The sequence below is a fragment of the Amycolatopsis pithecellobii genome, assembly GCF_009707865.1.
Classification (GTDB): Bacteria; Actinomycetota; Actinomycetes; order Mycobacteriales; family Pseudonocardiaceae; genus Amycolatopsis_E; species Amycolatopsis_E pithecellobii.
Map to the genome: position 1 here is coordinate 41318 of NZ_WMBA01000029.1, position 21565 is coordinate 62882.

22 protein-coding genes are annotated in these 21565 nt (G+C 64.9%); 1 reads left to right on the forward strand and 21 read right to left on the reverse strand.

Annotated features, from left to right (window positions below):
• Window positions 1-12: 12 nt before the first annotated feature.
• The 19 genes from lhgD to GKO32_RS19160 form a co-directional block, all read right to left on the reverse strand.
• Window positions 13-1209 (reverse strand): L-2-hydroxyglutarate dehydrogenase, encoded by a 1197-nt coding sequence (lhgD, locus tag GKO32_RS19070; RefSeq protein WP_154758235.1) that lies wholly within the window; start codon window positions 1207-1209, stop codon window positions 13-15.
• Complete coding sequence (locus GKO32_RS19075; RefSeq protein ID WP_208024461.1) at window positions 1206-2141, reverse strand: 3-carboxyethylcatechol 2,3-dioxygenase; 936 nt, start codon at window positions 2139-2141, stop codon at window positions 1206-1208. The genes lhgD and GKO32_RS19075 overlap by 4 nt, the downstream gene beginning before the upstream one ends.
• A gap of 53 nt (window positions 2142-2194) precedes the next feature.
• Window positions 2195-2995 carry an IclR family transcriptional regulator gene (locus GKO32_RS19080; protein ID WP_154758236.1) on the reverse strand — a complete coding sequence of 267 codons (801 nt, stop codon included), beginning with the start codon at window positions 2993-2995 and terminating at the stop codon, window positions 2195-2197.
• Window positions 2996-3010: 15 nt separating this feature from the next.
• Window positions 3011-3424 carry a VOC family protein gene (locus GKO32_RS19085; protein WP_246244103.1) on the reverse strand — a complete coding sequence of 138 codons (414 nt, stop codon included), beginning with the start codon at window positions 3422-3424 and terminating at the stop codon, window positions 3011-3013.
• Between the two features lie 5 nt (window positions 3425-3429).
• Window positions 3430-4743: an alpha/beta fold hydrolase gene (locus GKO32_RS19090; protein WP_154758238.1), complete on the reverse strand. Its 1314-nt coding sequence runs from the start codon at window positions 4741-4743 to the stop codon at window positions 3430-3432.
• Window positions 4744-4753: 10 nt separating this feature from the next.
• Window positions 4754-5596, reverse strand: coding sequence for a mycofactocin-coupled SDR family oxidoreductase (locus GKO32_RS19095; protein WP_154758239.1), 843 nt, complete (start codon window positions 5594-5596; stop codon window positions 4754-4756).
• Window positions 5597-5625: 29 nt separating this feature from the next.
• Window positions 5626-6615, reverse strand: a complete 990-nt coding sequence (locus tag GKO32_RS19100) for an ABC transporter permease (RefSeq protein ID WP_208024462.1) — start codon at window positions 6613-6615, stop codon at window positions 5626-5628.
• Complete coding sequence (locus tag GKO32_RS19105) at window positions 6612-8213, reverse strand: sugar ABC transporter ATP-binding protein (protein WP_208024463.1); 1602 nt, start codon at window positions 8211-8213, stop codon at window positions 6612-6614. The genes GKO32_RS19100 and GKO32_RS19105 overlap by 4 nt, the downstream gene beginning before the upstream one ends.
• A 137-nt stretch (window positions 8214-8350) precedes the next feature.
• On the reverse strand, window positions 8351-9388 hold the full coding sequence (locus GKO32_RS19110) for a sugar ABC transporter substrate-binding protein (protein ID WP_154758240.1): 1038 nt from the start codon (window positions 9386-9388) through the stop codon (window positions 8351-8353).
• Between the two features lie 50 nt (window positions 9389-9438).
• Window positions 9439-10149 (reverse strand): DUF1330 domain-containing protein, encoded by a 711-nt coding sequence (locus GKO32_RS19115; RefSeq protein ID WP_154758241.1) that lies wholly within the window; start codon window positions 10147-10149, stop codon window positions 9439-9441.
• A complete protein-coding gene (locus GKO32_RS19120) occupies window positions 10139-10585 on the reverse strand; it encodes a cupin domain-containing protein (protein WP_154758242.1) in 447 nt (148 codons plus the stop codon). Before GKO32_RS19120 ends, GKO32_RS19115 begins: the two co-directional genes overlap by 11 nt.
• Before the next feature lie 86 nt (window positions 10586-10671).
• Window positions 10672-11601, reverse strand: a complete 930-nt coding sequence (locus tag GKO32_RS19125) for a PDR/VanB family oxidoreductase (RefSeq protein ID WP_446680217.1) — start codon at window positions 11599-11601, stop codon at window positions 10672-10674.
• A gap of 5 nt (window positions 11602-11606) precedes the next feature.
• Window positions 11607-13178, reverse strand: coding sequence for a cytochrome P450 (locus GKO32_RS19130; protein WP_154758244.1), 1572 nt, complete (start codon window positions 13176-13178; stop codon window positions 11607-11609).
• 31 nt (window positions 13179-13209) lie between these two features.
• Window positions 13210-13644: a nitroreductase family deazaflavin-dependent oxidoreductase gene (locus GKO32_RS19135; protein ID WP_154758245.1), complete on the reverse strand. Its 435-nt coding sequence runs from the start codon at window positions 13642-13644 to the stop codon at window positions 13210-13212.
• A 59-nt stretch (window positions 13645-13703) separates the two neighbouring features.
• Entirely contained in the window at window positions 13704-14846 is a 1143-nt protein-coding gene (locus tag GKO32_RS19140; protein ID WP_208024464.1) for an alkene reductase, read from the reverse strand.
• 99 nt (window positions 14847-14945) lie between these two features.
• Window positions 14946-15527: a TetR/AcrR family transcriptional regulator gene (locus GKO32_RS19145; protein WP_312868119.1), complete on the reverse strand. Its 582-nt coding sequence runs from the start codon at window positions 15525-15527 to the stop codon at window positions 14946-14948.
• A 56-nt stretch (window positions 15528-15583) separates the two neighbouring features.
• Window positions 15584-16024, reverse strand: coding sequence for a nitroreductase family deazaflavin-dependent oxidoreductase (locus GKO32_RS19150; RefSeq protein ID WP_246244086.1), 441 nt, complete (start codon window positions 16022-16024; stop codon window positions 15584-15586).
• 18 nt (window positions 16025-16042) lie between these two features.
• Window positions 16043-16735 (reverse strand): alpha/beta fold hydrolase, encoded by a 693-nt coding sequence (locus tag GKO32_RS19155; protein ID WP_166459647.1) that lies wholly within the window; start codon window positions 16733-16735, stop codon window positions 16043-16045.
• 28 nt (window positions 16736-16763) lie between these two features.
• Window positions 16764-17789 (reverse strand): aromatic ring-hydroxylating oxygenase subunit alpha, encoded by a 1026-nt coding sequence (locus GKO32_RS19160; protein ID WP_154758247.1) that lies wholly within the window; start codon window positions 17787-17789, stop codon window positions 16764-16766.
• 518 nt (window positions 17790-18307) lie between these two features.
• Here GKO32_RS19160 and GKO32_RS19165 point away from each other — a divergent pair.
• Window positions 18308-18874 (forward strand): flavin reductase family protein, encoded by a 567-nt coding sequence (locus GKO32_RS19165; protein WP_154758248.1) that lies wholly within the window; start codon window positions 18308-18310, stop codon window positions 18872-18874.
• Between the two features lie 116 nt (window positions 18875-18990).
• Here GKO32_RS19165 and GKO32_RS19170 read toward each other — a convergent pair whose 3' ends face one another.
• Together GKO32_RS19170 and GKO32_RS19175 are read right to left on the reverse strand one after the other, a co-directional pair.
• Window positions 18991-19857, reverse strand: a complete 867-nt coding sequence (locus tag GKO32_RS19170) for an NAD(P)-dependent oxidoreductase (RefSeq protein WP_154758249.1) — start codon at window positions 19855-19857, stop codon at window positions 18991-18993.
• A complete protein-coding gene (locus GKO32_RS19175) occupies window positions 19854-21560 on the reverse strand; it encodes a dihydroxy-acid dehydratase (RefSeq protein ID WP_154758250.1) in 1707 nt (568 codons plus the stop codon). Before GKO32_RS19175 ends, GKO32_RS19170 begins: the two co-directional genes overlap by 4 nt.
• Window positions 21561-21565 lie beyond the last annotated feature (5 nt).

Below are 21565 nucleotides of genomic sequence, written 5' to 3' on the forward strand. Positions count from 1 at the left end.
TTTTCCTTTCGGTCAAGCCACTTTGCCGGCGAGGATGCCGGAAACGACGTGCTCGGCGATGGCGAAAGCGGAGGTGGCCGCCGGTGACGGCGCATTGCGCACGATGAGGACGTCGCGATCACCGGAGAAGGCGAAATCGTCGACGAGCCTGCCGTCCCGCGACACCGCCTGGGCCCGCACTCCCGCCGGGCCACGCTCGAGGTCGGCCAGGCACAGCTCCGGCACATAGTCACGTGCGAGCCGGAGGAACTGCCGGCGGTTCGCCGACGACGCGACCTCTTTGACGCCCACCCGCCAGTACTGCTTCGCCAGCCGCCAGGAACCCGGCCACGTCAACGTCTGTGCGAGATCGGCGATGGAGATATCCCGCCGCCGGTACGCTTCCAGTGCCAGAGCCAAGATCGCGTTCGGGCCCACGCTCACCGTGTCGTCGACATGCCGGGTCAGATGCACCCCCAGGAAGGGCAAGCGGGGATCCGGCACCGGATAGACCATGCCTTTGATCAGGTGTGCCGCGTGGTCCCGGAGTTTCAGGTACTCGCCACGAAAAGGGATGATCCGCGGATCGCTGGGGTGGCCGAGCTTCCGCGCGAGCCGGCTCGACTGCAACCCGGCGCAGACGATCACCCGGTCGGCGTTGACCCGTCCCGAATCGGTGATCGCCTCGATTCCCGTATCGCCCTGCCGCACACCGAGCAATCCCCGCGCTTGCCGCAGTTCTCCCCCAGCCGCAACGAATTCCTCGGCGAGCTTCGCGGCGACCTGTCCATAGTCGACAACCGCGGTGGTCGGGGACAGAATCGCGGCAACGCCATGCACGTGCGGCTCGATCTCCCGGATCCCTTGCGGCCCCATGGTTTCGATACCCGGCACCCCGTTCGCGACAGCTCTTTCGTGGAGCTGCACGAGCTTTTCCGCCTCGGCCGGATCGCGTGCGACAACCAGCTTGCCGAGTTCCTGGTACGGAATTCCGTGCGCACGGCAGAAGTCCTTCATCAGCCCGGCACCGCGACGGCAAAGCTGCGCTTTGAGGCTCCCCGGTTGGTAGTACAGACCCGCATGAATGACGCCGCTGTTGTGACTGGTCTGGTGCCGCCCGACCGCCGATTCCTTCTCCAGCAAGGTCACCCTCGCGGCCGGGTGCCGTTGCTGCAGTTCACGGCAGATCGCGAGCCCGACGATTCCGGCGCCGGCAACCAGGAACCTCATGCCGGTTCGCCCGGCGCGCAGTACATCCCGCCGAACCCGACCAGCCATTCGGGCGCCGGGCTGTAGAACTCCTCAACTGCCCGATAGCGGCCCTCTGTTCCCAGCGCGGAAAACGCCGCAATCCAGGTGCGCACTTCGTGCGTCGCGTTGCCGGCGACCCGGCTCAGCTCGTCACCGTCCATTGCCATCGCGGCGTCGATATCGCCGTCGCGCAACGCCTGCAGGAACCGGGCATCCCATTCCGGGTTCAGTGGGGTGAACGTGGTCCGACCCGCCGCGAAATCGAGGCCGGCCTGGATTACCCGGCCCTGTGTCGCCGAATCGTCCAGCGGCCCGTCCACGAGCAACCGCGGCGAGACCTCCCCGCTTGCAGTGAGTTTCTTCGGCATCGGCGGGTCATGTGACAGCCCACCGGAGCCGACGAGCAGCACGCGCAGGCCCGTGGCCGACGCATAGGTGCCGACGGCTTCACCCAACGCACGTGCGCGGGCCATCGGCGCGATCGGGGCCGCCGCGCAGTTGATGAAGACCGGGATGACCGGCGGTGTGCTCGCTTCTTCGGTCAGCAGGAACAACGCCTGAGTGAAGCCGTGATCCACCCGCATGGCCTCGGAAACCGCGACATCGACGCCGGCCTCCAGCACGTGACTCGCCAATCCCTCCGCCAGTTCACGTGGAACGTCCAAGGTCACCTTCGGGGTGCCGAAATCGCCGACCGTCGAGCATTGCAGGCCGATGCAGAACTGCGGCATCAAACGGTAATTGAATCCACGGTAGTGATCGGGACCGAACATGATGATGACATCCGGCGCGTAACTCTGCACCTGCTTTCGCAGGCGGTCGATTCCGTCGGTCACCGTGCGTTCGATCTCGGCGGGAACCCGATTATGGCCGAGCAGCGGGGAATGCGAGACACAGCACACGTTCAGCACGAATGGAACTTCCCTTCAGGAAGGGTGTGGCGAAAAAAGCACTAAGAAATTGTTCAGGGACAGTTGTATGTTCTCCGCACACCCAGTGCACGAGTCACCGTCGCAGCGGCGAGCGCCACGGAATTCGCGGCCCGGCGAAGATCGAAGGAACGAATCGGGCCCGTCACGGAAACCGCGGCAGTGCCATGCGTGCCGGGCAGGAAAATCGGCGCCGCGACACAGTTGATTCCGCGCACCGCTTCTTCGGAATCGAAGGCGATGCCGTACTTCTGGATTTTCCGGAGCTCACCCCACGGCGCACTCGGATCACACCCGATCTCCGGCACCTCGGTCAGCACCGTGCCGATGAAGGTGCCGATCTCCGGGTCCGGCATGAACGCGATCATCGCCTTGCCGAGCCCGGTGAGGTAGGCGGGCATCCGGCCGCCGTCCCGCGTCGGCAGCACGCTGCCCGGCCTGCCCCCGATCTTGAGCAGGTACAGCACATCGATCCCGGTCAGCACGCCGAGGTGGACGACCTGCCGGAACTCGTCGTAGAGCTGCTGCATGACGGGCGCCGCTCCCTCGCGCAAGTGACGGAAACGTCCGGTGAGCAGGCCCAGCTCGAACATGCTCATCGCCGGCATGACCGAGCCGCCCGCCGTTCGCTCCAGCAAGCCGTACTCGATCAGGTCGTTGACCATCCGGTACGTCGTCGACTTCGGCAGGCCGGTCCGGCGCATCAGCTCCGGCAGCGTCAAGTGCCCTTCTGTACCAAGGAAAGCCAGGAGCAACCGGGCCACGCGCTCGGTCACCCCGGACGCCGAAGTGTCCATCGAAGCCACTGCGGGCCGCACATCGTCGTGCTCCTGCATGGCTCACTCCTTCGCTCAGTGTGCCCACGGGGAACCCGCGCGCACTTCGATGCGGTTCCCGTCCGGATCGAGCACGAAGACATACCAGCACGAAACGTCTTCGCCCGACTGCCGTGGTGTCGAGTTTACCGGTTGAAATCGCGCCGGAACGCCGTCGATGGTCGCGCCGAATTCACGGCATCGCGTCACCGCGTGTTCCAGATCGGGTACTTCCAGTGTCAGGAAACGCAAACCGTATGCCCGCCCCGGTGGATTGTGCTGATCCGGCGACTCCTGGTACTGGATCAGTTTCAGTACGCTTCCGTCCCGGGACAACGCCACCGCCGAATTGATTGCGGTGGTGAACTCTCCCACGCGGTCGAACCCGAACAGCTCCCGATAGAACTTCTCCGACCGGGACAGGTCGTTGACGACGAGTGCGACCTCCATGGTGCTCACAACGTTGCCTTCGCTTCGACGAAGAATTCCGTCACTATCCGGTTGAACTCCTCGGGTCGCTCGTAATGCGGCCAGTGACCGGCACCGGAGATGAGCTCGAAACGCACGTCCGGGATGTGCTTGAGATGCCGCTGGGCGTCGTCGAATCCGTGCAAGGGATTGGAATCCGACCATACGACGAGAGTCGGTGCGCTGATCCGCCGAATCCGATCCGGGGTCAGCACATACCGGGCCAGGTCGTCGCGATCGAACAGGCGGCTGAACAGGCGGGTCAGCGCCACCTGCACTTCTGGTCGCTGGTAGATCACCTGCCGGAGCCTGACCAGCTCGTCAGTGACCGCATCCTGGTCCGCGAACAGCCACCGCACCCGCGCCTCCACATTCGCCCGGGTGGGATCGGTGATCGCGGCCGTGCTGCGTTTCAGCAGCTCGCCGACATCCTGCTGGTGGTGATCGCCTTCGACCGGTAGGCCGCCCGTGGTGTTCAGGACGAGACTGCGCACCAGCTCAGGATGGTCCATCGCCAGCCAGGCCCCGACCCGTCCGCCGAACGACTCGCCGATCACGTTGACCGGGCCGAGCTTCGCCACACGGATGAAGTCGACGACATGCGCGACGACTTCGGCGGTCGTGTATTCCAGCGTTGTCGGGGCGTCGGTGAAACCGTGCCCGATCATGTCCAGCGCGATGACCCGCGAATACTCGGCGAGAGCACCGAGATTGCGCACCCAGGTCTCCGCATGTCCGCCGGATCCGTGCAGCAGCACCGTGCTCACCCGCCCGCTGCCGGCCTCGAGCGTCCGGGTTCGCACGCCGCCGACATCGTAGAATCGCTGCTCGAATCCCAGGTTCGTCAGATCGAGCCAGAGCGACCGCGTTTCTTCCGTCAAGATGTCTCCCCGGTTGGTGTTCTCGGTGCGCTGCGAGGTGATGTCGACCTGTCTCGACAGCACCCGCCACTTCCCGTTCTCGAGCACGTACTCGTCCGAATAGGACCCGCGATATGTCCGCAGCTCCCGCAGCGAAGAGTCCTTGCCCGGCCACAGTTCCGTCGCGACGAACTTCGAGGTCCCACGCGCCTTCGTGCCGTCAACGGTGAACCGGTGGTCACTGACCTCATGCCGCGAAGAAATGCATTCCCGCAGGTACTCGACGGCCCACTTCGCGAAGTCGGCGCCGGTGAGTTCGACATCTCCGTGCCGGTGCCTACTGTCCGGGTGATACGCGGCGGCGATGCCATCCTGATCTCGCTTGTCCACGGCCGCCGCGATGCCGGACAACAACGAGCGCAGCTCCTCGACGTGATTCATCGGCGGATCCCTACTTCACCATCAAGCCGGCGTCGACGGCGATCGCGGAGCCGGTGATGAACCGGTTCGCCGGGTCCAGCAGCCACAACACAGCCGAGGTGACATCCTGTGGATCCACCCAGCCGGCGTCCAGCGGATGCATTTCCTTGGCGACCGCTTCGAATTCCTCCCTCGTGATTTCCTTGCCCGCGGGTTGCGGGACGAACAGCCGCCGCGTCGGCTCGTTGTTGAACAGATCGGTGTCGACGTTCGTCGGATGCACCGAGTTCACCCGGACATCGAAGTCGGCGAGTTCGAGCGCCATCGTCCGCATCATGCCCAGCACGCCGTGCTTCGAGGCGGCGTAGTCGACGAGGTTCTTGGCGCCCCGGAGGCCGAGAATCGAGCTCACGAGCACGATCGCACCGGCTCGCTGCTCGATCATCCCGGGCACCGCCGCGCGGACCGTGTTCCACACGCCGAGCACGTTGATGTTGAGCACATCGGCGAAATCGGCTTGGTCGAGCTCCCAGAACGGCCGGAATCCACTGTAGATACCGGCGTTCGCGACGACGATATCCGGTGCGCGCCAGCGTTGCGTAGCCTCGTCCACCGCCGCCCGCAACTGCGCGAAGTCACGCACATCCGCGACCACCGGCAGGATCTCGCCGCCGGCGTCACGAACGAGACGGACGGTCTCGTCGAGATCCTCCTTGCTCGCGGTCGGCACGGCACATCGTGTCGACTGTTCACAGAGGTCGAGCGCGACGACCGCCGCGCCTTCCCTGGCAAGGCTGACCGCGTGCGTCCTTCCCTGACCACGTGCCGCACCGGTGACGAGTGCTACCCGGCCGCGGAACCGTCCTCCGTCCATTGTGTCCCTCCTTTGTGGATCAAGTTCGTTCACAGCGCGCGCCGGCGCCGGGTATAGGAGTCGAGGATGACCGCGAGCAGCAGGACCGATCCCTTGACCACGTTCTGCACGGCGGATTCCAGTGCCAGCGAGGAAAGCAGGTTGTTCAGCGTGGCCAGGATCAGCAGCCCCACGGCCGTGCGCCAGACCGCTCCCTCGCCGCCGAACAAGGACGTGCCGCCGATGACGACGATCGCGATCGAATCGAGCGTGACGTTCGCGCCTTGGTCCGCGCTGCCAACGCCGAGCCGTGACGCGAGGACGATGCCGCCGATCGCCGCGGAGACCGATACCGCGACGAAGGCCGCCAGCCGGATCCGGTCGGTCGGGATACCCGCGAGCCGGGCCGCTTCGAGGTTGCCACCGACGGCGTAGATGTAGCGACCGAACACGGTTCGGCCCACCAGCACGCCGCCGACGACGAAAATGCCCACCGTGAGCCAGACGCTCCAGGACACGTCCAAAAAGGTCTTGCGTGCCAGGTCACCGAAGCCGGGCACCCGCACGGTGATCGGCCGCGAGTCGGACCACACGTAAGTCAGCCCGGTCACGATGGCGGCGGACGCAAGTGTCGTGATGAAGGGGGTGACCTTCAACTTCGTGACCACAACGCCGTTCAGGACACCGCAAACACAGCCGACGAGGATGGCGATGAGCGCGGCGAGCCACAGGCTGTGCCCCTCCTTGGCGTACATCGCATACACCGTCGAGCCGGCCGCAAGCACCGATCCGACCGACAGATCGAAGGCCCCTGACAGGATGACGATCGTCATCCCCACCGCGACGATCGCCAGCGGTGCGTTCTGCGACAACAGGTTCCGGATATTGTCCCAGGTGAGGAACTTGTCGTAGGCGACCTGCGCGCCGATCACGACCGCGATCAGCACGACGACCATGGCGTAGCGCAGCGCGAAATCGAGGACGCTCGACCGGCCACGTCCGGTGGCGCCGCGAGGAGGTTCAATACTGGTAATCGTCACGACATCGGCTCCGCGTTGAATGATTCCTTGAGCAAGGTCTCGGGTCGCAGGTCAGCACGTGAGTCGATGCGAGCCACGATGTTTCCTTTGTTGAGCACGATCGCGCGATCACAGAGTTCGGTGATTTCTTCGAACTCGGACGAGACGATCACCATCGACATGCCCTGCTCGGCGAGCTCTCGCAACGCCGTCAGGATGTCGCCCTTGGCACCGATATCGATGCCACGCGTCGGTTCGTCGGCCAGCAGGATGAGCGGGCGGACGTACCGCCAGCGGGCCAGCAGGAGCTTCTGCTGGTTCCCGCCGGAAAGGTTGCCTGCGAGCGCCGCCATCTTCTCGGCCGCGAAGCCGACCGGTTTCGCGGCCGCATAAGCCCGATCGGCGGTGTAGCGATTCCGGAGGAACCCGAGCTTCGCTCCCTGGCCCACATCGGCGAGGCAAATGTTGTCCACCGCCGAGCGGCGCAGCACGAGGCCCTGTGATTTCCGGTCCTCCGGCACCAGCCCGATGCCGAGCGCGCGTGCTTGCGCCGGCGTGCGTGGCCAGGATTTCTCGGCTCCCCTGATCCACAACTTCCCGTTCGCCTTGGGTTCCAGCCCGGTCAGCGCTCGCAGCACTGTGGTCCGGCCGGCGCCGACCAGCCCGGCGATACCGAGTGCCTCACCGGCGCCCAAAGTGAACGACACACCGCTGACCGCACCGGGCACGGACAGGTTCTCCACGCGGAGAACCTCCTCGCGCCGGACCGACGCATCACTGTCCGCGGCCCGGTTTTCACCTGGTGTCAGGAGGTTTTCCGCGCCCTCGCCGAGCATCGCCGTCACCAGTTCGGCCTTCGTCGTGTCGGGCCCGGTGAACGTGGTGATCAGCCGGCCGTCCCGGAAAACCGAGATGGCGTCGCTGATCGCCAGCACCTCTTCGAGGTTGTGGCTGACGAAAACCATCGTGACGCCCCCGGCCCGCAGGTCCCGCATGATCGCGAACAGCCGATCCCGTTCGGACTTGGCCAGCGACGCGGTGGGCTCGTCGAACAGGAGGACACGAGGGTTCGCCTCCAGCGCCCGCATGATCTCGATGAGCTGCTGATCGGCGACCGAGAGCGCGCCGGCGGCCACGTCCGGCGGGATGTGCCCGAGCCGGGCACTCGCCTTCGCTAGCCGGGTCCGCATCGCGGACTCGCTCAGAAAACCTCGGCGTGCCAACGGGTTTCCGAGGAACATGTTGGCCTGCGTTGTCAGCGCCGGCACGATGGTCAGTTCCTGGTAGATGGCGGCGATACCGAGGCGGCCGGCGGCGCGGGGACCGGTGGGCAGGCGTTCGCCGAACACCTCGACGCGGCCCGCGGTCGGCGTGACGCGGCCGGCGATCACGCCGAGGCAGGTGGATTTCCCCGCCCCGTTTTCTCCCACGAAGGCATGGATCGTGCCCGGTCGCACCGCCAAGTTGATATCGGAAAGGGCCTGGGTGTTGCCGAACCATTGGGTCAGATTGACCAACCTCAGCGCCGCCGGCTCGCCCGGAACCGTCCCGGCCGCGGCCGAACCGCTTACGCTCACCCCTGCTGTCTGCATTACGGCGTCCTCCGTTCGGTTCGCCACGCGCCTAGGTTCTGTCGCGCGAGTTGAGCGTTGGGAGCGCGCGAGTTGAGCGTTGCGTGCGGCGGGAACGCGCAACTCGCGCAGCGGGAAAGGTCAACTCGCGCGGGGCCGCCAGGCAAACCACATCAACACGCTCCCTAGTACTCCGGCTTGAAGGTGCTGACGTTGTCCCGCGTAATGAAGGGCTCGTTGGCTCCGAGCGGCACAATGCGATCGACCGGCTTACCGGCGAAGGCGTTGACGATCTGCCCGATGGACGTCCGGATCCACGAGGCAGGCAGGATCGCCGCGGTCAGTTCGACGTCACCACTCTTGATCAGCTGCACGGCATCCTGACCGCCGCCGTAGTCGTAGACCTTGACGCCGGTCCGGCCGGCATCCTTCAACGCCTGCACGGCACCCTTGGTCAGGTCGGTGTAGTCGGTGACGATGAGCGTCGCGTCGGGATTCGCAGTGAGCAAGTTTGCGGTCTGGTCCTGACCCGACTGTTGCGTGTAATCCCCATGACTGACGATCACCTTGAACGAGGGGTCCTGCGCCGCGAACGCCTGGAACGGCTTGCTCGAGTTCACACTGGACGGGAGAATTTCCGGTCCTGTCACGAAAAGCGCCTTCTGCGGTCCCGGGTTTCGCTTCCGGATCTCACCGGCCCACCGGACGAAGTTGGCGGAGTCGCTCTGCCCGCTGACAAACGACAGCGTGCCGGGCTGGTACAGCTGGTCAGGCGGACCGAAAGCGCGGCCACACAACGGAACCGCCTCCGTGACGGTCACGACCCCGCCGGCCGGTGCGTCCTTGGACACCAGGTCGCAGACTCCGTTCGGGTCCATCGCGACCACGACGAATGCGTTGTACCTGCCGCTCGTGATGGCCGACTGGATCTGGTCGTACTGGACCTGGGAGTCATACCGGGCGTCGAAGACCGTGACGTCGATGTGCTGCTCCGCACCGACCTTTTTGGACTCGTCGACCGTCACCTGGCCGAGGGTGTTGTTGGCACCGGCCAGGAACACGGCGATTCGCGGCGAGCCGGATACGGAGACCGGATCACCCGCACCGACGTCGATCGAGTGCTGCTCTCCGGTGTTGGCCGAGGTGGTCGAGCACGCGGCGAGCAAGCAGGCTCCCGCCAATGCGGCCAGGAATACACCCCGGCCTCGGATACGTCTGAGCATTGGTACAGTCCTCTACGTTGAGGTCGGCGATCACATCGCCGTATGCGGCCCTAGTCGGCGAGACCGAACGCTCGTGCGGCGAGAAAGGAGTCGGCGTACTCCTTCACGAAAGTGATGCGCTCGCCGTCACGGACGTAAAACCAGGCGTATTCGTTGGTGAACGGGTCGCCTGACCTGGTCACCGCAGACATCGTCTGCAGGACGATCGCTCGTTTCCCATCCACCAGCAGGGCATGGGTTTCCCGGTGGATGGACTCGACCAGTAGGTGCTGCCCGGCCGCGCCGCCGGCCAGCGCGGCGGCGACGGCACGGGCACCGGTCACTGGTTCCGGTCCGAAACTCTTCGGTCGTTCATAGGTGACACGCTCGTGCAGAAGGTTGCGCAACAAGCCCGCGTCCTGCTGCTCACGTGCCGTCAGGACATCGGTCACCAAGGCCCGCGTGAGATCCTCGGGCCGCTCCCGTCCTTCGACGAGAACCACATCGGACCGCGCGATCTCCTTGCGGAGGTTCAGCGCGTCGGCGTACTGCTCCGAACCGTGCCACGCCCTTGCGGCGTCGAGAGAATCGAAGCCCAGTATCACGGTCCGGCGTGGTCCGACCTGGCCTTCCACCTGCATCGCCGGGTCGCTCGCGGCGACCACCTCGACCCCGAAGTGCTCGAGTGACGACGCAGCCTTGGCGCGGTATTCCTCGAATCGTTCCTTGTCGTGCACGTCGACCTTGAAGACCAGGTAGGCGCGCGCCATTTCAGCCGGCATTCGTCGCCACGGGTGGCGGCTCCACCGTCACCGACGGCAGCCGGCCGGCCTTTTCTGCCTGGTCCTTCGCCCATTTCCAGTCGATGACCGACACGACTTCGCCCTTTTCGTCGAGCAGTTCCAGCGCACCGAAGTAATGGTTGAAACAGACCGTTTCGATGGGCGTGATGGTGCTGTCGTGGATGGCTCCGGCCTGCTCGAATCCGAAGTCGCCTGTCCTGGCAGGCTGCCCCTGGACCTCGACCTCGCCATAGACGACGTAGTAGTGGATCGCACCCTGGTGTCGGTGACTGGGAAAGACGGCACCCGGTGCCATCCTCGTCATCATCGAAAACCCACCGGTTCGCTCGTCAACGGAAAGAACTTTGTGCCACACCCCGTCGGCGGTGTCCTGCCATTCCGACTCGGCGTCACGGACAACAAATTCTCGTGGCATCTCGAACTCCTTCGTTCGGTGACGTTATCCAGAACGGTATTAGAAGCTCCGGCACCGTTTCCTGAGATCGTCTTGCTGAGTGAGACTCAGAGATCGAGCACAAGCCGCGCGCCGAGACACCGCGACACACAGATCATCATCCGGTCCCCGCCGGCACGCTGACCTTCGTCCAATATGGAGTCGCGGTGGTCGATCTCCCCGGCGAGGACCCGCGTTTCGCACGTCCCGCACGTTCCCTCGGCGCATGAGCTGAGCACGTCGACGCCGGCCGCCTCGACCACCGACAGCACGCTCCGCTCAGCCGGCACTTCGAGGACTGTGCCGGTGCTCGCCAGCTCCACCTCGAATGCGCCCGCGGGCCGAGCGTCCTCGAGTGGCTGCGGCCGGAACCGCTCGGTATGCAGCGAGCCGACCTCGAACTCCTCGGCGAGCCGCTCGACCGCGTCCAGCAATGCCTCCGGTCCGCAGCAGTACACCCGGGTTTCCGGGGATATACCGCGCAACAGAGGCTCCAGCTCCAGCAGCCCCGACTCGTCCTGCGGGCGGATCTGGACCCGGTCGCCGTAGCGGGCGAGTTCGTCCCGGAAGGCCATGGTTTCGCGGCTACGGCCCCCGTAGACGAGGTTCCACCCAGCCCCGGCCGATTCCGCCGCCGCCAGCATCGGGAGGATCGGGGTGATCCCGATACCGCCTGCGATGAACAGATACCGCGGGGCCGTTTCGAGCCGGAAATGGTTGCGCGGGCCGCGAATTTCGAGGGTGTCACCGGTGTTGACCGCGTCGTGCAGCCACTGCGATCCGCCTCGGCCGTCCGGCTCACGCAGCACCGCGATCCGCCAGGCCTGCCGCGACCCTGGCGGGCCGCACAGCGAGTACTGCCGGTACTCGCCGTCGCCCACCCGCACGTCGATATGCGCGCCCGGTTCCCATGCGGGCAGGAGTGTTCCGTCGGGCGAGGCCAGCTCGAGTTCCAGCACGCCCGAAGCGGCGTGCCTGCGGGCCTCCACTCGGAGCATGATCGTCATCGCACTGCCGAGGCCGCTACCGGCTGCAGCGACGTCGGCAGGTGGTTCACGCACAGCAGCGGCCAGGTCCGCCGGGCGATGTCGCCCGAAATGGAGAAACTGCTCGTCGCCGCAAGGATTTCCTCCAGCGCGATACGCAGCTCCAGCCGCGCCAGGTTCTGCCCGATACACTGGTGCAGACCACGGCCGAACGCGACATGCCGTTTATCGGCCCGGTCGAGATCGAAGCGGCCGGCGTCCGGCCACACCTTGGGGTCCAGGTTCGCCGAGGCGAAGTTCAGCAGGATGAGCTCGCCCGCCCGGATCGTCTCGCCACCCAGTTCGACGTCCACCAGCGCCTTGCGTGGCATCGCCTGTTGCGGGGTGTCGATCCGCAGGCTTTCCTCGATCGCATCGGGGATCCGGTGCGAGTTGGCCCGGAGATAATCCTGCAGCTCGGTGTCTCGGGCAAGCCGGAGCAGGGTGTTGCCGAGGCCGCTGGTCGTGGTGATGTGGCCGGCGAACATGATGGTGAGGATCAGGTTGAGTATTTCGGGTTCCTCGAAGTCCCCGGCGAGAATCCCGCTGACCACATCCTCGCGTGGGTTGCGCCGGTGATCCTCGATCAGCTCCCGCAAACGCGGCAGGATGGTCGCGAAGAGGCGGTCCGGGACCGGGTCGTCCGGGTCGTTGAGCCCGTGGCCGGTCGAGCGGTCCACGTCGGCGATGAACTCGTGGTGGAAGGTCCACTGGTCATCGGGCACCCCGAGAAAGCGGCACAGCACCCGGGTCGGGAACGGGAAGGCGAAATCCTGGGCGAGATCGGCGCTTCCCCGGGAAACGAGATCGGAGATCATCTCGCGGGCGTAGCGCCGGATATCGGGCTCCAGCCGGTCGATCATCTCGCGGGTGAAATGCGGGTTGAGCGCCTTGCGATATTTGCCGTGCAGCGGCGGGTCCGCCTGCAGCGGGATGATCGCCGGCCCGGACGAAGGCGTGGTGCTGCTCAGGGTCTGGTGCGCCCTGGCCGCCTCGACCATCTCGGCGTGGCTGAACGCGCCCCACCAGTTCACCTTCGAACCGTCCACCCGGATCCGGGCGACCGGGCACCGGCCCAACAGCTCGGCATAGGGGGCGGCCATGTCACCATGCGCCGACGTCTCCAGCGAGTGCAGCTCGGCGTGCGGGTCCCAGGTGTGCGTCTGACTCGCTTTCTCCGCTTCGATCACGGTGTACAGGGGCGCCAGATCCGTGAACACCCGCAGGGACGTGACCAGCCCCGCGTCGTCACGGTCCAGCAGTGCGACCGACGCCAACCGCACCTCGGCACCGCCGTGCGTCCGGTACAACACCGACAGCTCGACGACCGCACTCTTACCGTCGCCGACCGGCCACACGTTGTGCTTTTCGTGCCGCATAAGCGAAACCGCGGCGAAGAGTCCGCCGATCGCCGCCCTGATCGCCGCCCTGCCGACCGCGGGCGGGTTGTTCCCGAAGACCACGCTCGCGTCGGGGGCGTGCCGGTTCAGGAAGCCGTCCAGATTGCCGGCGTCCACATCGGCGTAGTAGTCATCGATCCACTGTGACATGTCGGTCTCCTCATCGAGAGCGAGGTGAATCTCAGGCCACCGGCTCCAGAACGAAGACAGGAATGAGCCGGTCGGTTTTGGTTTGGTACTCCGCGTAAAGCGGGAAGGCGGCAACGGCACGGTCCCACCATTCGTCGCGCTCTTGGCCTTCGAGTTCACGCGCGACGAACTTCTTCGTGACGGCTCCGTCCTGCAGCGTCAATTCGGGATTGGCCTTGACGTTGCCGTACCAGACGGGGTGCTGCGGGGCGCCGCCCTTCGAGGCGACGATGGCGTACCGACCGTCGTGCTCGACCCGCATCAGCGGCACGTAACGCAGCTTGCCGGACTTCGCGCCCTTGATGGTGAGCAGGACGACCGGCATTCCCGCGATCTCGACACCGTCGGTCGTACCGGCGGCGAGAATCTTCTCGGTCTGGTCGCGGGAGTTGCTCGCCGGGGGGAGTTCCACGTGTGTGTCGGCCATGTGCGGAGTCAACACCGCGGCACCCGGTCGCCGTCGGTGGTCGTCCCGCCTGACGAGACTCACTTTGAGCCCACCGGGACCGCTTCGGTGGCCACCGGATAGTCGACGTATCCGGTCGCGTCACCACCGAAGAACGTGGCCGGATCCGGGGTCGCCAGCGGGACCCCGCCGTGGAACCGCTCGACCAGATCGGGGTTGCTGATGTACGGCCGCCCGAACGCCGCGAGGTCGATCAGTCCGCTGTCGATCAGCTCGGTGGCGCTCTCCTGCGTCAGGCCTCCGGCCAGTACGAGCGGAGTGTCGCCCAGTTCTTGACGCACCGCGTGCAGCAACGCGCGGACCTGTCGCGTCAGCGCGCCACCGTCGTCCTCGGGAAGGAAAATGGACGTATCGATGTAGTGGACGTAGGCCAGATCGCGGGCCGCGAGCTCACGGCTCAACGCGAGATAAGTCTCCTCCTGCTTGGGGTCGACGGGCATGCTGCCCACCGTGCTGAACGGTGACAGCCGGATCCCGACCCGATCGGCGCCGAGCTGCTCGACCACGGCATCGACGACCTCGAGGGTGAACCGGATGCGGTCCGCGACGTTGCCCCCGCCGTACCGGTCCGTGCGGTCGTTGACCTCGGCGTTGAGGAACGTCTCGAAGAGGTACTGGGTGGCCGCGTGCAACTCGACGCCGTGGAAGCCTGCGGCGTTCGCATTCACCGCCGCTGCGGCGAAATCGGCCGCCACGCGCGGGATTTCATCGGCGCGCAGTGCGCGAGGTGTGGAGGCCACGACGCGGCCCGGGGTGCCGTCTTCCTGGTAGGCGAAGGCCGTGTCGCCGGAGGCCTTCGCGCTGGCGCTGACCGGTGGCGCGCCGTCCGCTTGCAGGGATACGTGCGACGCGCGGCCGACGTGCCAGAGCTGGGCGAAGATGCGCCCGTCGCGGCGACGGACGGCGTCGGTGACGCGACGCCAGCCGGCCACCTGCTCGTCTGTGTAGAGGCCCGGCGTGAACAGGTAGCCGGTGCCTTCCTGGGAGATCGGTGCGCCCTCGGTGACGATCAGGCCCGCGCTGGCCCGCTGCTCGTAGTAGCGGACCGTCAGGTCGTCGGGGACCTCGGTCAGCGCGCGGGCACGGGTCATCGGTGCCATCACGACGCGGTTCGGAAGCGGCAGGCCACGCAGGTCGAAGCCGTCCAGAAGGGTGGAAGTCAAGGAAGTGTCCTTCGCTCGCGGATCTTTCAGTACATATGTACCAGGTACATATGTACAGTTTCAAGGACGGCAGTTCACGAACGAAGGGACGGCCGGCGCTCAGCGAGGCGGTTCGACGCGCAGGCGGTTGATCAGATCAAGGACGGCCGCGTGGAGTTGTCGAAGATCTTCGGCGTCCGGCCCGGGATAGGTGAGGGCGGTGAGGATGAGCCCTTCGAGAGTGGCCGCCACGGCGAGGCCGCGGCGGTATCCGCCGACGCATGGCGACAGCAACTCGGCGAGCCGGTGGTGAAAGGCGTGGTAGGTCGATTGCAGGGCGGGGTCGTGGATGGCCGCGACGATCATTTCCTGCATGGCCACGACGGCGGCGCGGCGCTGCTCGACGAGCGCGATGACGTAGTCGGCGGCGAGCCTCGGGAGTTCGTCGGGAGTGCCTGTCGCGGCCGTCTCGGTGAGCTGATCGTCGACGATCTGCAATGCCCGCTCGAACATCGACCGGCGGAGGTCGTCGATGGAGGAGAAGTGGTACGTCACCGAGGCCAGGGACACCTTGGCGGTCGAGGCCACGGTGCGGTGCGTCAGGCGGGCGGACCCGGCCTCGGCGACGACGGCGATGGCCGCGTCCAACAGCACGGTGCGCCGGGCCGCCCCACGGGCGGTCAGCGTGCGTGCATCACTCACGGCTCCGCCTTCCAGTACACGCGTATCAGATACAAACGTACCTGATACGCGTTTGCTCACCGGACCGGTTCGAGCACGAACACCGGGATGACCCGGCTGGTCTTCTTCTGATACTCGCCGAAGACGGGGTTGTGCTCGACCAGGCGGCCCCACAAGCGGTCCCGTTCGTCCCCCTGCGCTTCGGTGGCGCGAACCTGGACCTTCTCGACGCCGATCTCGATCGTCGTGTCGGGGTTGGCCTTGAGATTGTGGTACCAAGCCGGGTGGGTGTCCCCGCCCGCATTGGAGGCGAAGATGAGCTGCCGCTCCCCGTCAGGCAGGCAGATGAGGGGCGTGACGTACGCCTTGCCGCTGTGGGCGCCGGTGGTGTGCAACAGAAGCAGGGTCTCCCCGGCGAACGTCCCCCCGACCTTGCCTTCGTTGTCCCGGAACTCGGCGATGATTGACTTGTTGAAATCCGACATGCCCGGCGGAAACGGCCACGCGGTCTGGATCATTCCTCGATGTGACGACGGTCACCTGACATCGAACGAGATCTCGGCGGCGACCTCGACAGGACGCGTCACAAATGCGAAGTGGTTTCCCTCGATCTCGCTGAAACGCCATCCTTTCCCGATGGCTACCTCCTTGGCTGACATGAAGAGATCTGTTCCCGTGAAACGGATGTAGTTGATGTTGACGCCACCGAGCTCGTCAACTGCCTTCAAGTCAGTGGGAAACGGTTGGCGGAGGACCGACATGGGCATCAGGGTAGAAGACTCCTGAAGCCAGTTCGCTACTTCGTCGTCGTCGATTCCGTACGCTGCCGGGGGTGCCGGCTCGGCGTACAGACCATCGTGGGACGCGGCCAGTCCTTCAAGTATTCCCTCAACGTCCGGGCGATCGTCGAAAACGGAACGACCCGGCGTCGGGATGAAGCCATCGAGAAAGACGAGCCGACGCACCGACGGGCCGGCGCCAGATGTCGCCGCCGCCCCGCACGCCGGTATCGTTCCGTAGCTGTGTCCTACGAGGATTACCTCGTCGCCGGCGGCCGATACGCAATCGGCGACGACGTCGATGTGCTCTTCGAGCGCGATGTTCGGGCGAAGGTGGGGAGCGTCCCGTCCAAGACCGGTAAGAGTGGGAGTGGACCGTGTGTCCGGACCGCTCCAGCTCGTCGACGAGTGGACGCCAGACCCAGCTTCCACCCCAGGAGCCGTGCACAAGAACGTAGGTTGCCATGGCAAATCGGGATTACTTCAGGAAATCGGCAGAGGGATGCGACCGCGGAAAAGTTCGCAGGTACTCGAAGAAGCGAGCAAGCACTCGATCACCGCGAGTAAGGTTTCCCGGAGTGTAATGCATACCGGCGAAAATCGGCACGTCCTCGCTGGCGATCGACATCTCCAAGTTCAGCACGTAGTCGAGGAATTCGCCGGTTTGCTCCGCCGTCTCTCGGGGCTCGGGCTGCGCGCAAATCGTGTAGAACACGGTAGTCTGGCCGGGAGTCGGAATCCCCATCCAACTGGACCACCCAAACCAGCGACCATCGACCGTTCCGTTCTGATGGAACAAGTTCGTTCCGTGGATCTCCGGACGAATATCGAGAACCGGCCCGGCCGGAGTTACTGCATGGATGGGGAAGGTGGCCGAGTAATCTTGCCAGGTGACATCTTCGTACGGATCGTTGCGCATGTCGAACTGATGTAGCTCAGTGATGTGCAGCAGATCAGGAGTGTTCGCGCAGATGACCCAAGGGTCGACGGAGAACCGATCGGGGAAAGTTCCCGACCTCAGAACCAGGGAATCATCCGGGCGATCGAAGTCCGGAATCGAGAAGCGCGGCTCCAAGCCGTTGAAGGCAAAAACGATGCCGTACCGTTCCACGGCCGGGAACCGGTAGAGCGAAGCACGAGGCGGGACCGGGTCACCTGACGGGAGATACGCACACTGCCCGCTTCCACCGTCGTACTCCCAGCCATGGAACGCACACCGGATGTTGCCCGAGTCGGTGACCTGCCCGATCGACAGGTCCGCTCCCACGTGCAGACAGTACGCACTGAACACACGAATTTCTCCGTGTCGATCGCGCGAAACGATCACGCGTCCATCGAGGAAATCGCAGCCGTGCACGCCTCGCTCCGGGACGTCGGAACTCAGACAGACCGGAAACCAGGTCTCGCTGAAAACGCCTCCGTCGCCTTCCGCCGGTATTTCCCTTCCCCTGAGTCGGCGCTGCGGAGCCGTATCGCGGGCTTGATTTTCCTGAGTTGTCGTCACTTGCGCACCCCTATCCGTGGTTTGCGTATTCCGCGCTCAGAACGCACACCTGGTACAAGATGAGCGTGGTGGGAACTGCTTGATGCACCAGGCTCTAGAGTTTAAGCTCTAGAGAAGCTGCTAGTCAATCACTCCCTCTCGACAAGGAGGCTTCTTTGCCACAGGCAAGCTTTCCCGTAGTTGTGACAGCGACCTGGACCGCGGCACGTCACGTGCTGGCTCTCGACGTGGGCGCGGATTCCGATCTTGCATTGCCGGGTTGGACGCCCGGTAGTCATGTCACGATTCATACCCCTGCCGGTTCCTGCTCCTTGTCGCTGTGCGGTCGCCCGGCCGATGATCGTTGGCGGCTAGGTGTGCGGAATCGAGAGGGCGGAGCCGCCCGGTGGTTACACGAAAATGCCGCGGTCGGCACCTCCCTGGAGGCCAGCCCACCGTCGAACACGTTTGGAATCGATCCAACCAGTGACAACCATATTCTGCTCGCCGGCGGTGTAGGAATAACCCCGATACTCGCTATGACTCTTGAGCTTGCCGAGCGAGAGTCATCCTGGCATCTGCTGTACATCGGCTCGTCCCGCCAGGAAATGGCTTTCCTTGATCACCTTCGGAGTGTTCGAGAGAGGGTGACCATATGGGAGACGACGCTATACGGAAGGCCGAACATTCCCGCCTTGGTGAGCGAGTGGATCGGAGGGACGTCGACCACCCTCTACTGCTGCGGACCGGCCGGGCTGATCGAGTCGGTCTCCAGCGATTTCTCGGGCCGAGACGACCTGCGAGTCCTTTCCGAGCGTTTTGCGGCCACTCCCGAGTTAGGCGGGAGTTTCGAGGTCGAGCTCAGCCGATCCGGCGGTAGAATCAGGGTTCCTGCCGGCGTGAGCGTCCTGGATGTCCTCGAGGAGCGGGGAGTCGACATACCGTGGTCCTGTCGAGCTGGTATCTGCGGAACATGTGAAACTCCCCTGATCGCCGGGCGGACCGACCACGGGGATAGTCTCGTCGGCCTGACTCGTGCCGATGACGTCTGTTTTCCCTGTGTGGTCCGTGCCGTCGACGACGACCTCATCGTGCTCGACATTTAGCACGTCCTGCCAAATGGGCACAACGGGAGGCGGTGATTGGCGCCGTGGGCGGAGGTGGCGACCGCTCGTCGACCACCCCGCCCAGCGTGCCCGCCGACAGGGGGTCCCGGTTCGGCTTATTCGTCTTTACGGTGTGTGGAATCAAATACTTCAACGAGGCTCGAGATATCGGCAGAGCCGTCGATGCGCGCGCACAACTCGATACAATTATCAAGGCTCGGCGTCCAGGCGCCGGCCTTGAGCATCATGGCGCGTGCAAGAAGCAGGTCCTTCTCCATCAGCCCGACGGCGCCGAACCGAGGTTCGTGATCCCGTTTGACCATCCTCGGTCCCAGTATTCGCAGCGGGGGACTGTCGGCGAAACCCCCGAACAGCGCGTCGGGAAGCGAAGCCACGGGGATTCCGGTGCGGCGTGCGGCACTGATTGTTTCCGCAATTGCCATGATGTTGGACGCGACGATCATCTGATTGCAAAGCTTCATCGCCTGACCGGCACCGGGCCCGCCGACGAGTGTTTTTCGTGCGCTTAAGGCGTCCAGCAACGGTGCCGCTGCTTCGATATCTGCTGCGGCCCCTCCCATGAAGAGGGTGAGCTTCCCTTCCGCTGCGGCCGCCGTCCCACCTGATACGGGTGAGTCGACCCAGCCGATTCCGTGGGCATCGGCTTCGCGGGCCAAGTCCGCGGCAGCCTCCGGACTTCCGGTCGAGAGATCCACCAAGACACGGCGTCGTCGCGGCACACTGGTCCGCGCGAACATACGCCGAGCGATTTCCCCACTCGCGACATGAGAGGTGACGCAAATACCGATTACATCGCAGCTGTCGAACACCGCCTCGGGCGATTCCGCGACAAAGGCGCCAAGCTCCGCCAGCGGCGCCGCTTTTTTGGCCGACCGGTTCCAGACCGTAAGCGAACCGGTAGCCGAAACCAGCCGCCGGGCCATCGCCGAGCCGATATTCCCCAGACCGACAAGACCGATCATTGGTCGCGTCTCCAAACAACCCCGCCGGAATGGGTGACGGCACCCAAGTGCGCCGGCCCGACGACTGATGCGTACTTCTCCAAGGCACCGCCGAGTTCGCAAGAATCGGTCACCGGTCGCTGGGACCGGCGCACAGTGAGTTCTTCCGGCGAGAGTTCGACGGTGATCGTGCGTGAGCCGGCCGATGCGTCGATCGAGACGATGTCCCCGTCACGCAGTAGGCCGATTGGTCCACCTACCGCGGCTTCCGGTCCAACGTGACCGACACACAATCCCCGGGTTGCGCCGGAGAATCGTCCATCGGTGACCAATGCAACGGCTTCGCCATTACCTTGCCCGTAGATGAGGGCGGTGATTCCCAGCATCTCGCGCATACCCGGTCCGCCTTTGGGGCCCTCGTTGCGGATCACAATGACATCGCCCGGCGAGTAGGCAGAATCGCGGACCGCCCGCAGGCAATCCTCCTCGGATTCAAACACTTTGACCGGTCCACGGTGCTTTAGTTTTCCCAAACCTGCAACTTTCAGGACCGCTCCGTCGGGGGCCAAATTCCCCTTGAGAACCGCAATGCCGCCCTCCGGACTGATCGGCTCAGCGGTCGACCGGACGACCAGCCCGTCTGGCCCGGGGAACTGCTGCAACTCTTCGGCGAGTGTCGCCCCACTCAAGGTATACGTCGTGCCGTCGAGGTAGCCTCCGTCGAGCAGCGCCTTGAGGATAACGGGAGCGCCGCCGACCTCGAACACGTCGCGTGCCAAGAATCGTCCGCCGGGCTTCAGATCGGCAATCAGCGGCGTCCTCGCGAGCACGTCGCCTACGTCCTCCATCGTGAACCGGAGGCCCGCCTCATGCGCAAGTGCCGGCAGGTGCAACACAGCATTGGTGGACCCACCGGTCGCCGCGACCAGAGCGGCGGCGTTCGTCAGCGCCGGACGCGTAACGAGATCCCTCGGCAACGGCCGGTCGTTCAACGCCGCCATCATGAGTACGCGGCCGGTACGTCGTGCGAGCGAAGCCCGAGCCGAATAGACCGCCGGAACCATCGACGATCCCAACGGAGCCAACCCGAGTGCTTCCGAGACCATAGCCATGGTGTTGGCGGTGTACTGGCCGGCGCACGCTCCCGGCGTGGGAACACTCACCCGAGCACTTTCGACGAGCTGCTTCTCATCGACTTCGCCCGCGAGTGTTCGTCCAATCATCTCGTAGGTATCGACGATGTTGACGTCGTGCCCTTCGCTACGCCCCGGTAGTGCGGAACCGCCGTAAAGAAAAGCCGACGGAACGTTACAGCGGATCATTCCCATCATGATCCCGGGCATATTCTTGTCGCAGCCGCCGAGACCCAGGATCCCATCCCATTGGTGCGCGCGGGTGGTGGCTTCCACACTGTCAGCTATCAACTCGCGCGAAAGAAGCGAGAACCGCATTCCCGAGTGAGCGACCGAGAGGCCATCCGACACAGAGACTACCGGACACTCGTGCGGCGTCCCTCTCCCGACGGAGATGCCGGTCTTCGCATGCAATGCCTGCTCGCGAAGAAGGAGATTGCATGGGCTCATCTCGCCCCCGGTGTGAATGACACCGATGTGGGGCCGGGCTATGTCATCGTCGTCCTGGCCGAGGGCATGGAGGAAGGCGCGAGTTGTCGTCCGGGTCACGCCCTCATAAATGGTCGCCGATCGCCACCGTCGTTCTCCCATAAAAG